Annotated in this window: 15 protein-coding genes and 1 pseudogene; 5 read left to right on the top strand and 11 right to left on the bottom strand. The window is 33.8% G+C overall.

All coding sequences use genetic code 11. The features are described 5' to 3' along the window. Positions 1-92: 92 nt before the first annotated feature. Genes D2K60_RS15340 through D2K60_RS15330 form a run of 3 tightly spaced genes read right to left on the bottom strand, consistent with a single transcriptional unit; the run spans position 93 to position 3100 of the window. Entirely contained in the window at positions 93-392 is a 300-nt protein-coding gene (locus D2K60_RS15340) for a hypothetical protein (protein ID WP_117169560.1), read from the bottom strand. 2 nt (positions 393-394) lie between these two features. Beyond that, positions 395-814 carry an acyl-CoA thioesterase gene (locus D2K60_RS15335; protein WP_117169561.1) on the bottom strand — a complete coding sequence of 140 codons (420 nt, stop codon included), beginning with the start codon at positions 812-814 and terminating at the stop codon, positions 395-397. Positions 815-820: 6 nt separating this feature from the next. Continuing rightward, positions 821-3100 carry an AAA family ATPase gene (locus D2K60_RS15330; RefSeq protein WP_338048361.1) on the bottom strand — a complete coding sequence of 760 codons (2280 nt, stop codon included), beginning with the start codon at positions 3098-3100 and terminating at the stop codon, positions 821-823. 256 nt (positions 3101-3356) lie between these two features. Between D2K60_RS15330 and D2K60_RS15325 the strand changes: the two genes are divergently transcribed. The 4 genes and pseudogenes from D2K60_RS15325 to D2K60_RS15310 form a co-directional block, all read left to right on the top strand. After that, positions 3357-3938 carry an MSMEG_1061 family FMN-dependent PPOX-type flavoprotein gene (locus tag D2K60_RS15325; RefSeq protein WP_205418612.1) on the top strand — a complete coding sequence of 194 codons (582 nt, stop codon included), beginning with the start codon at positions 3357-3359 and terminating at the stop codon, positions 3936-3938. Between the two features lie 122 nt (positions 3939-4060). Continuing rightward, on the top strand, positions 4061-4372 hold the full coding sequence (locus D2K60_RS15320; RefSeq protein WP_240335281.1) for a hypothetical protein: 312 nt from the start codon (positions 4061-4063) through the stop codon (positions 4370-4372). 243 nt (positions 4373-4615) lie between these two features. Next, positions 4616-5239 (top strand): helix-turn-helix domain-containing protein, encoded by a 624-nt coding sequence (locus tag D2K60_RS21390; RefSeq protein ID WP_240335282.1) that lies wholly within the window; start codon positions 4616-4618, stop codon positions 5237-5239. Continuing rightward, positions 5140-6006: pseudogene (locus D2K60_RS15310) on the top strand (IS3 family transposase); the annotation flags it as partial. The gene D2K60_RS21390 and the pseudogene D2K60_RS15310, both read left to right, overlap by 100 nt. Before the next feature lie 64 nt (positions 6007-6070). On the opposite strand, the gene tlp reads toward D2K60_RS15310, so the two are convergent. The 4 genes from tlp to acnA form a co-directional block, all read right to left on the bottom strand. Further along, positions 6071-6301: a small acid-soluble spore protein Tlp gene (gene tlp, locus D2K60_RS15305; protein ID WP_117169565.1), complete on the bottom strand. Its 231-nt coding sequence runs from the start codon at positions 6299-6301 to the stop codon at positions 6071-6073. 12 nt (positions 6302-6313) lie between these two features. Continuing rightward, entirely contained in the window at positions 6314-6460 is a 147-nt protein-coding gene (locus D2K60_RS15300) for an acid-soluble spore protein N (RefSeq protein ID WP_117169566.1), read from the bottom strand. Positions 6461-6526: 66 nt separating this feature from the next. Beyond that, positions 6527-6673 carry an FbpB family small basic protein gene (locus D2K60_RS15295; protein ID WP_117169567.1) on the bottom strand — a complete coding sequence of 49 codons (147 nt, stop codon included), beginning with the start codon at positions 6671-6673 and terminating at the stop codon, positions 6527-6529. A 136-nt stretch (positions 6674-6809) separates the two neighbouring features. Further along, positions 6810-9518 (bottom strand): aconitate hydratase AcnA, encoded by a 2709-nt coding sequence (gene acnA, locus D2K60_RS15290; RefSeq protein ID WP_117169568.1) that lies wholly within the window; start codon positions 9516-9518, stop codon positions 6810-6812. 216 nt (positions 9519-9734) lie between these two features. Between acnA and D2K60_RS15285 the strand changes: the two genes are divergently transcribed. Further along, entirely contained in the window at positions 9735-9845 is a 111-nt protein-coding gene (locus tag D2K60_RS15285) for a small acid-soluble spore protein P (RefSeq protein WP_117169569.1), read from the top strand. Between the two features lie 51 nt (positions 9846-9896). On the opposite strand, the gene D2K60_RS15280 is transcribed toward D2K60_RS15285, so the two are convergent. The 4 genes from D2K60_RS15280 to sirA all read right to left on the bottom strand — a co-directional run bounded on the left by D2K60_RS15280 (position 9897) and on the right by sirA (position 12536). Then, a complete protein-coding gene (locus tag D2K60_RS15280; RefSeq protein ID WP_117169570.1) occupies positions 9897-11024 on the bottom strand; it encodes an ATP-binding protein in 1128 nt (375 codons plus the stop codon). Between the two features lie 184 nt (positions 11025-11208). Further along, the gene (locus D2K60_RS15275) at positions 11209-11676 is read right to left on the bottom strand and encodes a CcdC family protein (protein WP_117169571.1); all 468 of its coding nucleotides are present in this window, start codon (positions 11674-11676) and stop codon (positions 11209-11211) included. Positions 11677-11811: 135 nt separating this feature from the next. Continuing rightward, the gene (locus D2K60_RS15270) at positions 11812-12036 is read right to left on the bottom strand and encodes a YneF family protein (protein ID WP_112180983.1); all 225 of its coding nucleotides are present in this window, start codon (positions 12034-12036) and stop codon (positions 11812-11814) included. Positions 12037-12107: 71 nt separating this feature from the next. After that, entirely contained in the window at positions 12108-12536 is a 429-nt protein-coding gene (sirA, locus tag D2K60_RS15265) for a sporulation inhibitor of replication protein SirA (RefSeq protein ID WP_117169572.1), read from the bottom strand. Positions 12537-12601: the final 65 nt, after the last annotated feature.

Genomic DNA, 12601 nt, shown 5'->3' with positions numbered 1-12601 from the left:
CGCGTTTTTTGTTTAGGTTTTTACTGAAATATCATAAGAAATCTGTATCATATCTATCCAATTTAAATTTTTAATACTGTTTCAAATAAGAGCTATAAGTTAAAATGTTCTATTTGTTTCCATTGTTGTTCTTTTATTAGTATTTCCTTTTGTTTTGCACCAAATAAATCGAAATGTGGGTGTATGGGATCATTATGAATCCAACTTGCTTCTAGTCCGTACTTATTCCCCCACTCAATTAATTTTTCTATATTATTACATCCTACTTTTGTTACGGTATTACAACCATGAAATCTATCATCCAACCAATAGTGCGTCAAAAACGCAATATTACCCTGTTCTACATTGCTCTTCCAATCCACTAATTCTTTTCGTTTAAGTCCAAAAGCCATCTTTATTTATCACCCATCGCTTTTTGATAAGCAAGATGCCATTCTGGAAATGTTTTTCGTAAAGAAACAGGACGGAAATTATCTTTTTTGACAATAACGTGCTTTGTCGAACCGGTTACGGCAATGTTGCCTTCTTCATCTACAACGTTATAACCATATGTTGTCCGTAGACCATCATATGCTTCTAACCATGTCTCTACATTTGCAGGTTGACCATAGCGAATTGGTTGTTTGAAATACATATGCGCATCAACAACTGGTGAAACAATTCCTTTCTCTTCCATATCAAAATAACGAAAACCTAATTCTTCTATAAATGCTGTTCGACCTATTTCAAACCAAACAAGGTAATTCGCATGATAAACGACCCCCATTTGATCTGTTTCCTGATAGCGTACTTGGATTGGTGTTCTAACCTTCATATACAATTATTCCCCCTTGACCGTTTGCCATGCTTTTTCAAAATCTTCTTTTTTTAGTAGTAACAGTGTATCCGTTGCGTACTGATCCTCTGATATGCGTAATGATTGAAATTGAATTGCTTCATCAACCAAATTAACGACAAAGCGTGCATTCCCTTTGATCATATGCGCTTGATATTGCTTCTGGAGAAACATTTTTGCTTCTGTATCAAGTTGATATTGATAGCGGGCAACATGGTAGTTTGTAATTTCAACCAATTCTTCTCCATTGTAATCAAGAAACCTAAAGTATTTCTTAAATCGCGATGACAAACCGGGATTACTATTTATAAAACGTTCCATTTCATTCTGGTACCCAGCTAAAATAACAACCAAATTTTCATTATGTTTGGTCATTTCATCTACTAATGTATCGATTGCTTCTTTACCAAAATCATTTTCTCCACGAAATAATGCATAAGCTTCATCAATAAACAATACACCACCCAGCGCTTCTCTGATCTTTTGTTTTGTCTTGATTGCAGTTTGTCCAACATATCCAGCTACAAGATCACTTCGAGAAGCTACTATAAAATGTCCCCTCTTTAGTAATCCACAATCTTTCAGTAATTGCGAATAAATATTTGCAACGGTTGTCTTCCCTGTACCTGGATTACCAGAAAAGACTGCATGCAATTGAATTGGCACAGCTGGATATCCCAGTTTCTTTCGCTTTTGTTGTGCTGTAACGAATGAAGATAGTTTTTTCACTTCTTCTTTAATATTTGTTAATCCAATTAAACTATTTAATTGTTTCATTGGGTTAACATCTTGATTTTCATTATCATCCATAATTTCTAAATCACTTACATCAATACGCATGTGGTCTAACCAATTATCAGTGGAACGTATTATTTTGGTAGAACCCTTTTTAAATATTGCTTTCAAAACAAGATCCCTTACTGTTCGTGCATTACCAAAAGTATCATCTACTTTAGCTTGTTCAATTACATTCTCAAAACGATTTAATGCCTCTTCTGTAAAATAATAATCATTGCTTAAAGCAGTGTTTTGAGCAATTTGCACTAATTCATCCATTTTAAAATCAGGGAGTGAAATAACATTTTGATCTGGAAAACGACTACGCAATCCAGTATTTGACCATAAAAACTGACGCATTTCTTCTGGATAGCCAGCCAAAATAACAGCAAACTTATTCGCATATTCTTTATCAGTCATAGCTGAAACAAGTGTATCAATTACTGCTTGGCCATAATCACTACCACTTTGTTCTGGACGTTTTAAACTATAAGCTTCATCAATAAAAAGAATCCCATCCTGTGACTGTTTAATGTATGCCATGGTATTCTCTTCGGTCTGTCCGACATAAGAGCCAACTAAATGTGAACGATTCACTTCCGTTACTTCCTTTGTATCTAATAAGCCTAACTCATAATAGATCTCCGCTAAGAGACGAGCAATTGTCGTTTTGCCTGTCCCTGGATTACCTGACATAACCATATGTAAACCAGGTTCATCAATCATATGAAAGCCCATTAGTTTTCGTTCCTTTTGATATTTAAGGTAATGATAATATTGTGATATGTATTTTTTTACTTCATGTAAACCAACCATTTCATCTAATTTATCTAAAGGATTTTTTTCATTAGCTCCACGCAGCACATCAGGAAATGCCTGATAAAATTCCTTTTTCAAACTAGCTAATTCTCTGATATAATCATTTAATTGCTGCACGTAGATACCAGATCGCTTATTCTCTAATAAAGCGATGTTATCTTCTACCATTTCTATAAAGTCTTTTAGTGTCTTCTCTATACTTTTATAAATCGTAACAATTTTAGGTTGTGTTTTATTCGATTCTTTTTTTATGATCGCTCTTTTTTGCAATGTTTGTAATTGCTTTAGCCATTCATTTAGTTTTTTGAATTTAACTGGATCGAAATCTGTTTCTCGAATCGACCAAGAATCAACTTCAAGGTTTTCTAATTCGTTATAGAAACGTAAATAAGTTTTTATGTCACGTAATGATTGATATACAGGTACTGTATCATCAAATGATGCTGCCTTATCTAATAATAAATCAATTAAATAGTCCGAATTTTCAAGACGTTTCAATCGATGAAAAGTCAACATACTATATAGAACAGCAATTGCCTGTTCTGAATAATTCATTTCATTTGATTCTACACAATCTAATATACGTAAAGTGGCAACTTCAGTAAGTGGAACTTCTGTTTCTAACGTATCCCATTTCATAATTTCTTCTTCAGTAATTATGTTTCTCAAAAAATAATCGCTCCCTTCACTTACACCTACATTTTATCATATCTGTCTATATATGTTGACTTGAAAGATTCAAAAGAGATATGAAGGATTAGTTTTCCATTGATTGGATAATTAAATGCTTCTATCTTGAACTTTGTTTTTACGTATGTAATTAAAACCTGTATTTAACAGAGTTTTCTGGATTTTTATGATAAAATAAGAGTACGTATATTTTGATTATGTACAAATCAATGTAGGAGTTGTTTCTTTGAATAATATGTATGTTTTTAAAGATACCCTCAAGACAGCTGAAGACCTTCGCACGCTTATTGGTCGTCCTAGCGAATTAGTCGAAAATAAAGTAATCAATTATTTAGATCAAAATTGTATAGATTTTATTTTGAAATCCACATTTTTAACACTCGCTACTTCCACTAAATCTGGTTATTGTGATGTATCCCCCAGAGGTGATCACAGTGGTTTAGTAAAAGTATTAAATGAAAAACAATTAATCATACCCGAAAGATCAGGAAATAAGCGTAGTGATTCTTTACGCAATATCTTGTCCAATCCTAGAGTCGGTATTCTATTCTTTATACCTGGTCTTGAAGAAACGTTAAGAATAAACGGAAAAGCTTGCTTAATTAAAGATGATCAATTACTCGATGAAATGATAATCCAAGAAAAAAAACCCCTTTTAGGAATTGGTGTAGAGGTGGAAGAATGTTTCATTCACTGTGCGAAGGCTTTTAAACGGTCTGGTATATGGGAACCAGACTCTTGGACCAATAAAGATCTCTTACCTAACGCAGCAAAAATTGTATCTGAACACGTTAAACTATCTAATCTCAAAACATGAAATATTTTAAATGAATCGTTACTCAAAATTCTTGATGAAAATTTCGTAATTGATCGATGAGAAGTAAGTAAACCAATGGAGAACAACTTCTAAAATATAGGATTATCTATGAGGTGAGAATAATGGAACTAACGATTGTTAAACCAGATGAAAATCACGCAAGTGCGGTTGCTACTATTTGTGCAAACGGCTGGAGACAAACGGTGGAAGGTAAATTTAGTGAAGCATATCAAATTAAGACTGTTGACTTTTGGTATCAATATGAGCGAGTAAGTAAGGATATAAGTAAAGGAATTTATACATATGTAGCTATAATAAATGATGAAGTTGTAGGAGTAATTGGTGGAGGACAAACAAAGGCAAACTCTGGAGAAGTTTTTGTCCTTTATGTGGATGAAGAAAATTTACACAACACCAACTTAAAACAAATGTAAACGAACAATGGGTATCTGTACAAGATGGGAATCAAAGAGGTATTCCCTTTTATAAAGCGCGTGGATTTGATTTTCAGAAAAAAAGAATAGAACAAACGGAAACTGGAGAAAAACAGGTTTCGCTTCGTTATAAAAGATATATATCTAACTGAACACTTATCCTAATAGTTTAGAAAAAGAAGCCAATAATATCCTGCACCCCAAAAGTTAGAGTTGAAAAACTAAATTTTGGGGTGTTTATTTATGGCTAAATATAGTGAGAAGTTTAAGATGAAGGTAGTTAGTGAACTTGAATTGAACAGTAAAAGTTTCCTTATTTTTTTGTCATTAATCCTTCTATCCCAAACTTCTCATATAACTTTACCCATCGTACAATTTGTCCGTCTGACCCTATATTATATTTTTGAGCTAAAGATCTATAGCTCAACTTCCCATGTTGATACTCTAGATGTATTAAGCTTTATGAAAAAGACAGGTTCTTCAGAAATTGAAACTGCCCTTCACTTTGGGCTAAAAAACCCTCCTCTAATAGCTGCGTGGAAAAAGGTTTTTGCGGAAGGTGGTATTGAAGCCCTGAATAGACTGAAAGGAAGGCCACCTATGTCTGATAAAGCTAAGAACAGTAAAAATAAACCCATAGATGAAAAAGAATTAACCTATGAACAACAATTACAAAAAGAAAATGAGCTTCTTCGTTTAGAGGTAGAATATCTAAAAAAGCTGCGAGCTTTTCAGATGGATCCGGAAAACTATCTAGAAAAGCACAAGCAGCGTTATCATACGAACTCAAGGAAACGTTCCGATTTAAAGATGTTTTACAAGTCGTCGGTATTCCTGAGTCTTCTTATCATTATCATATTAAAATGATAAAAAAAGAGAATCCAGATCAGGAACTAGAAGCGCGTATTCTATCTATATTTGAGGAGAACAATGGGAACTATGGATATCGCCGTGTCTACTTAGAATTGAAAAACCGAGGAATTAAAGTGAATCATAAGAAAGTTTTGCGTATCATGAAAAAGCTCGGAATCAAAGGTGATAAATTCATACGAAAATCACGCAAGTATAGTTCTTACAAAGGAAAAGTGGGTAAAGTGGCGAAGAACCGTATTAACCGTCGCTTTCAAACTTCCGTATATTATCAAAAGTTAACAACAGATATTACAGAATTTAAGTGTCTAAACGGTGTGAAGTTATATATGAATCCAGTCATGGATATGTTTAACGGTGAAATTCTATCAAATGGGATTAGTATGCGCCCAACACTTGAACTAGCGCTTAAACCACTCGAGGAAGCCCTCGACATCGTAAAAAATTCTAAGTACAGAACAACTGTTCATTCAGATCAAGGCTGGCATTATCAACATAATAAAGGGGTGAAAACACTTAAGGACAATAATGTATTTCAGAGCATGTCGAGAAAAGGAAATTGTATTGATAACTCACCAATGGAGAACTTTTTTGGGTTATTAAAACAAGAAATGTATTACGGTGAAGAACTATGCTCATTTGAAGAATTAAAAAAGAAAATTGAAGAATATATCGATTATTATAATAACAAGCGCATAAAGCAAAAATTAGCGGGCATGAGTCCAGTTCAATACAGGATTCATACCAGCCAATTAGCTGCTTAATTTAAAACTCTAACTTTTTGGGGTCGCAACATAACTGCGCTTCTTTTTCTTTATAGCATGAAATTTATTTTTGTTGATTTTTATACTCGTCTTTGATCTCTACGCGTATTGCTTCTAAGGACTCTTCTCTTCTTGCATTCTTAGCTTCAATATTTTCTTTCTCTTGATCCGTTGCATATTGCATTGCGTCATGTGATTGCTCAATATTTTCAATCGTATTATGAACCATCTCTTGTAATTTTTCTACGTTATCTGCACGATTATCAGGATTTGGTTTATTATCGTTTCTACTCATTGTTCATACCTCCTATTGGCCTTTTCCTTTTTGTATGAGGTCGGGTTGTTTGTTACTTTTCATACCCATTTGTTTGCCTTTGTTAGCTTCTGCTTTTCTCGGCTGTGTGCCGTAGTGATCTGGCTGAAACTGTTCACTATCTCGTTTAGGATTACTCATCAAAAAGCCCCTTTCTTTGTTCACGATTAGTTTGGCTTACGTTATTTAATTTATACGAGTCATTCTTCAGGAATATATGTTTCCTTTTACCGTTGCATGAATCTTATCCTCTATGCGATCTATAATATTATCCATCAATTTTTCATCTTGCAACATTTCTTTTTTATTTTCTTCAATTAGTGTTTGAAAGGATAACTTTTTAGCTCGAGCCATTTCTACCACTCCTTTTCAACTGACTTAATATAATGTTTTCCATTATTCTGATAATTTATACACCCTGAATAATCAGATAATAATCATTTGAATAAAAAAAGGTTCCGCATATGCGGAACCTTTTTTACCTGTGCTATTATTCTTTCAGTTTATTACGTAATACCATTTGCAGAATACCACCGTGACGGTAGTAATCAATTTCAACTTCACTATCAAAGCGAGCTAAAACTTGGAAATTCACTTCACTTCCATCTTCTCGTGTTGCTTTTGCATCTACAAGTTGATTTGGTTGAACTGTTTCATCAATATTTACTTCAAATGTTTCTGTTCCAGTTAAGCCAAGCGAGTCAGCAGATTCTCCTTCGTTAAATTGCAATGGTAAGACGCCCATCATCACTAAATTACTACGATGAATTCGCTCATAGCTTTCTGCAATGACTGTTTTAATACCTAGAAGCTTGGTACCTTTTGCTGCCCAGTCACGCGAACTTCCCATGCCATAATCTTTTCCTGCAATAATTAGTAAACCTGTTTTGTCTTCTTGGTATTTCATTGCTGCATCATAAATTGGCATCACTTCATCTGTTGGCCAATATGTCGTATATCCGCCCTCTGTGCCAGGTGCAAGTTTGTTTTTTATACGAATGTTAGCAAATGTTCCGCGCATCATCACCTGATGATTTCCACGTCGTGAACCATACGAGTTAAAGTTTCTTGGTGTTACGCCATTTTCTTGCAAGTATTTACCTGCTGGCATGTCTTTTGCAATTGCACCTGCTGGTGAAATATGGTCAGTTGTAACAGAATCAGCAAATTTACCAATTACACGTAAACCAGATAATACTTTCACTTGACCGGCTTCTTTAGCTAAACCTTCAAAAAATGGTGGATTTTGAATATAAGTAGAATCATCATCCCACTCAAATATAGGCTCATCAGTTGTTTCAATTGCATTCCATTGTTCATTTGAATCGAAGACATTCTCATATTCTTTCTTGAAAATTTCTGGTGTAACAACTTTAGCAACTTCTGAACGAATTTCTTCCATAGTTGGCCATAAGTCAACAAAGTAAACAGGTTCGCCGTCTTTATCCATACCAAGTGGTTCATCTTTGATATCTATATCAACCGTTCCAGCTAAAGCATAGGCTACAACAAGTGGTGGTGAAGCTAGATAATTTGCTTTCACAAGTGGATGAATACGTCCCTCAAAGTTCCTGTTCCCAGACAGAACAGAAGATACGGTCAAGTCTGTATTTGCAATAGCTTGTTCAATTTCTGGCAATAAAGGACCAGAATTACCAATACAAGTCGTACAACCATAGCCAACCAAGTTAAAACCTAGTTTATTTAAATACGTCATTAGACCTGCATCTTCAAGATATCTTGTCACGACTTTTGAACCAGGTGCCAAAGATGTTTTCACATAACTTGGTACGCCTAATCCCTTTTCAACTGCTTTCTTTGCAAGTAAACCAGCCCCCAACATTACGTAAGGATTTGATGTATTGGTACACGATGTAATCGCGGCAATTGCTAATGAACCAGTCTTCATCTTAGAAGTAGAACCATCCGGATGTTCTATCAATGCTTCTTTATCAAATTCTGATTTGTCTAAACCAAAACCTTGATTTCCGGCAGGATTAGAAATAGTTTCATGAAAAAGCTTTTTCATATCGGATAGAGCAATTAAGTCTTGTGGACGCTTCGGACCAGATAAATTTGGTTCTAAATCAGATAAGTTAATTTCAACCAAATCTGTAAATTCTGGATCTGCTTGATCTGGAGAATACCAAAGACTATTTTCTTTGCAATATTTCTCGACTAACGCAATATGATCCTCGTTACGACCAGTTAAACGCAAATAATTCAACGATTCTTTATCAACTGGGAAGAATCCACAAGTTGCACCATATTCAGGTGCCATATTTGAAATTGTCGCTCGATCAGCTAATGGCATATCTTGTAAGCCAGGTCCGAAAAATTCTACAAATTTGCCTACCACTTTTTTCTCGCGTAATACTTGTGTTACTTTTAACGCTAAGTCTGTTGCTGTTGTTCCATCTGGATAACTTCCAGTAAATTTCACACCAATTACTTCTGGTGCTGGTAAATAAGATGGTTGACCTAACATACCTGCTTCAGCTTCAATACCGCCAACACCCCAACCTAATACGCCTAAACCATTAATCATTGTTGTATGTGAATCAGTTCCGACTAATGTATCAGGGTAAGCATCAAATTCACCATCTTTATTTTCGATTGCATGTACAACATTTGCAATATACTCTAAGTTAACTTGGTGAACAATACCAGTTGCTGGTGGTACCACACGATAATTTTTGAATGCCTTTTGAGCCCAATTTAAAAATTCATAACGCTCTGCATTACGCTCAAATTCAAAGCTCATATTTGCTAACAGAGCTTTATTTGTACCGTATTCATCAACCTGAACCGAGTGATCGATAACCAAATCTACCGGTACTTCAGGATTAATTTTATCAGGTGAACCACCAAGATCAACCATCGCCTTTCGAAGGGATGCAAGATCAACTACAGCAGGAACACCAGTGAAGTCTTGTAGGATAACACGTGACGGTTTAAAAGGTACGTCTGTTTTAGCTACCTTACCCCATTTTGCTAAACCTACAATGTGTTCATCTTTAATAACTCTTCCATCATATTGTCTAAGTAATGATTCCAATAGTACTCGAATTGAAAAAGGCAACCTAGATATATCACCTATTCCTGCGTTTTCTAGCGATTTTAGTTGATAATAATTATACGTTTTCCCATTCAAATCGAACTTTTTTTGCGCGTCAATAGTATGATTTTTTTCTGTCATACATAATACCCCCCAAATTAAATAAAACTCATTTTAGTCACCGTATCCTATCCAAAATAGGATTCCAACACATACGTATCTTTCATTTTAATTGAAATAGGCAGATAAGTAAAATAATTCGTCTACATTTGTCAGTTATATTGTTAATCAAATTGTTTTAATTAAGAATAAAAACCAAGCAGCAACGCACATTACATAGTAAGGTGGTGATAACAAGTGGCAGACAAAAAGCAAACGGAAAAGCCGAATAAACCTTTAAGTGGATCAAAAAAAGTTAAAAATAGAAATCATAGCAAGCAAAAGAAAAATGCAAGTCATGATTTATAATATGCATACACATGAAAACAGCCAAGAATAACATGGCTGTTTTCATGTGTATCATATTTTCTTGTTAATACGTGGTAAAAGCACACTAAAAGTACTACCCTTATTTTGATTCTGTGAAATATTTAATTTGCCGTTATGATTTTCTACTATTTTATTTGAGATCATTAGACCTAATCCAGTACCTTCTTTTTTTGTTGTAAAGAAAGGTTCTTTTAATTTATGTAGTAAACTCTCTGGTATACCTGGACCTTCGTCAATAACAGAAATAATACAATAGGTGTGATCATCTGTGACTTGAATTTTTATTGCACCACCATCAGGCATTTCTTCAATTGCATTTTTAATTAAATTTATAAGGACTTGTTTTATTTGTGTACGGTCACAATAAACAGTATGGTCTATTTCTATTTGTGAATCAAGATTAATATTATAAACTTTGGCTTGTGTATTCAATAATGTCATAACGTCTTGTATCATATCAGATACATTTTCATTTTTACGTTCATCTGTCATAGGTTTAGCTATAAATAAAAGTTCTGATGATATAGCATCTATTTTTTCGATTTCATCAATCATAATCTTATAATATTCGTCTTTACGATCTATACCAGCCTGTAGTAGTTGAACAAACCCTTTCAATGATGTAAGTGGGTTTCTAATTTCATGTGCAACACCGGCTGCTAACTGACCTGCTATGGACATCTTTTCAGATCGGATTAACATTTGTTCTGCTTCTTTTTTGTCTGTGATGTCTTTGGATAAAGAAATATATAATTTTTCATGAGTGTCTCTTGAAATTAAGGACGCAATTACTGAATCAATCGCCTTGTATCTCCCTAATGCATCGCGAATGCTAGCAGTAAATTTTTGAACTTCTATTGTGTTTTTTATGAATTTTTCCGAAATCCTTACTTGATCACTAGGTGAAAAATAGCTAATAGCATTGCTTTCAATTAAATCGTCTCTATCAAAGCCTAAAACCTTTTCAATAGAATAAGATATGTAAATGACAGCGCCTATATCATTACATATTGTAATAAAATCAAACCCTTGTTTTTCAATCCAATTTAACACTTCTTTCGGTAAACTGGCTAGGCTAAATTGTGCAGGTTTATTTGCAATTGAGAATGTTGCTAGAACAGCATTGTCTGTATTTTCATCAATTTCATACCCTGACATATTATACCCCCTTTCAAGCAACCAAACCAATCCAAATATTACGTAATAATGATACCACAGTTATTTCATATATATTAGCAATTTATAGTAAATATTAGCGAAAATAGTGATGAAATCATCTTTTTTATAAACATTATTAGATCTAATGTACATAATAACACAATGAGACTTATGACCTATTATTTTATTGGAAATTCTCTTTTTTTAATTTCAAATACTTAATAAACATTACCATTCTCCATGTCGCAATCATTCCAAAAGCTAATAAGAAAAACATACCACTCGTCTCACCTACGGATATAGTAGAACTTAAAGCTAACTTCATTATAATTCGAATAATTAATAGTCCTATCAAAATAACAACAAAATATTTTGAAGGCTTTAAATAAATATTTCCTTTTTCATAGGTAAAAGAAGTTGATTTAATAAGAAAAACCGAAAAAATCATTCCCACAATTAACGCTTCGGTAACTTGTGATAGTGAGACACGAAATAAAGGCACAACAAACATAAAAGCACCTGTACTCATAAAAAGTGGTGGGAGTAAAATTCTCACAGCATTTGTCGGTCTTTTAGATGCACGTGCACGAACAATAATCATCATTGACGCCATCATTAACCCTACAACTGTACTAGCAATAGCCCAAAACATCATTTATACTTCCTTTACATTTTATTTCAACTAATAATTAGCATTAAAACTTATAAATCCCTTGCACCAATTGGTGGCAAGGGATTTATAAGTTGCAATGCCTATACGTATAGAATCATTGAATCATTGAATATATTATTTCGTTTGATTTTGATTATTCATTGCACGCATCATTTGATTAATCTTTTTCTGTGATGGTTTTTGCCCCATCTGCATCATTAGTGTACGTAACATTTGTTCATTAATTGGTGGGTTCTTTTTCAAATAATTCATCATATATCTTCTAGCGATGAAAAACCCAAGCGCAACACCAGCAATTAAAGCTACTATAGCAATAACTACAATCCAAATCGTGCCCATGTCTAGCCTTCCTCCTTCAAATTCTCTCTTATACAGTATAGTAGACAATAACAAAGATTACAATAGTTGAACTAGGAAAGCAAGACTTGTTTTTTAATAGGAGAGAGCCAGCCGTAATTAAACCCACTTGCCTCCATAATAAAACAACAGTGATCATACTTTTCCAGACATTCAAATAACATGGTATTGGCTACCTCTAGTGATTCACAATCTACTTCAAGCCATCTATCATAAACAGTAAACGTATTCGTAGCATTCTGATTAAAATAGTACACAATACGTTCATTTTGAACATAACGATTCTTTTTAGCGTTCTCACTTACATAATGCAGTAATTGATCAGCGGATATCACTCTGGTTATGTAATGGAATTGCGCTGCTAAATCCATTCTATTTTGCTGATTAAAAAAAGATTGGAAAAAACGGTTAAGTAACTCTGGTTTATAGAAATAAGAATAACAAACTTCACTATTTAGAAAAAACACATAATATTTTTGCATCAGCTTGTCCCCCTCTTTTGACAAACAGTATACAAAAGAAATGATGCGTAACGTGTCATAATGAG

This window comes from Paraliobacillus sediminis, assembly GCF_003426055.1.
This window is presented reverse-complemented; position numbering and strand designations above follow the sequence as displayed.

What these genes read in the sequence shown, in the direction of transcription:
- D2K60_RS15335 (WP_117169561.1), bottom strand. Translation starts at nt 814, where the DNA reads ATGAAGGTTAGAACACCAATCCAAGTACGCTATCAGGAAACAGATCAA.
- tlp (WP_117169565.1), bottom strand. Translation starts at nt 6,301, where the DNA reads ATGAGTAGAAACGATAATAAACCAAATCCTGATAATCGTGCAGATAAC.
- D2K60_RS21390 (WP_240335282.1), top strand. Translation starts at nt 4,616, where the DNA reads ATGGCTAAATATAGTGAGAAGTTTAAGATGAAGGTAGTTAGTGAACTT.
- D2K60_RS15280 (WP_117169570.1), bottom strand. Translation starts at nt 11,024, where the DNA reads ATGTCAGGGTATGAAATTGATGAAAATACAGACAATGCTGTTCTAGCA.
- D2K60_RS15270 (WP_112180983.1), bottom strand. Translation starts at nt 12,036, where the DNA reads ATGGGCACGATTTGGATTGTAGTTATTGCTATAGTAGCTTTAATTGCT.
- D2K60_RS15295 (WP_117169567.1), bottom strand. Translation starts at nt 6,673, where the DNA reads ATGGCTCGAGCTAAAAAGTTATCCTTTCAAACACTAATTGAAGAAAAT.
- acnA (WP_117169568.1), bottom strand. Translation starts at nt 9,518, where the DNA reads ATGACAGAAAAAAATCATACTATTGACGCGCAAAAAAAGTTCGATTTG.
- D2K60_RS15320 (WP_240335281.1), top strand. Translation starts at nt 4,061, where the DNA reads ATGGAACTAACGATTGTTAAACCAGATGAAAATCACGCAAGTGCGGTT.
- sirA (WP_117169572.1), bottom strand. Translation starts at nt 12,536, where the DNA reads ATGCAAAAATATTATGTGTTTTTTCTAAATAGTGAAGTTTGTTATTCT.
- D2K60_RS15275 (WP_117169571.1), bottom strand. Translation starts at nt 11,676, where the DNA reads ATGTTTTGGGCTATTGCTAGTACAGTTGTAGGGTTAATGATGGCGTCA.
- D2K60_RS15340 (WP_117169560.1), bottom strand. Translation starts at nt 392, where the DNA reads ATGGCTTTTGGACTTAAACGAAAAGAATTAGTGGATTGGAAGAGCAAT.
- D2K60_RS15325 (WP_205418612.1), top strand. Translation starts at nt 3,357, where the DNA reads ATGTATGTTTTTAAAGATACCCTCAAGACAGCTGAAGACCTTCGCACG.
- D2K60_RS15300 (WP_117169566.1), bottom strand. Translation starts at nt 6,460, where the DNA reads ATGAGTAATCCTAAACGAGATAGTGAACAGTTTCAGCCAGATCACTAC.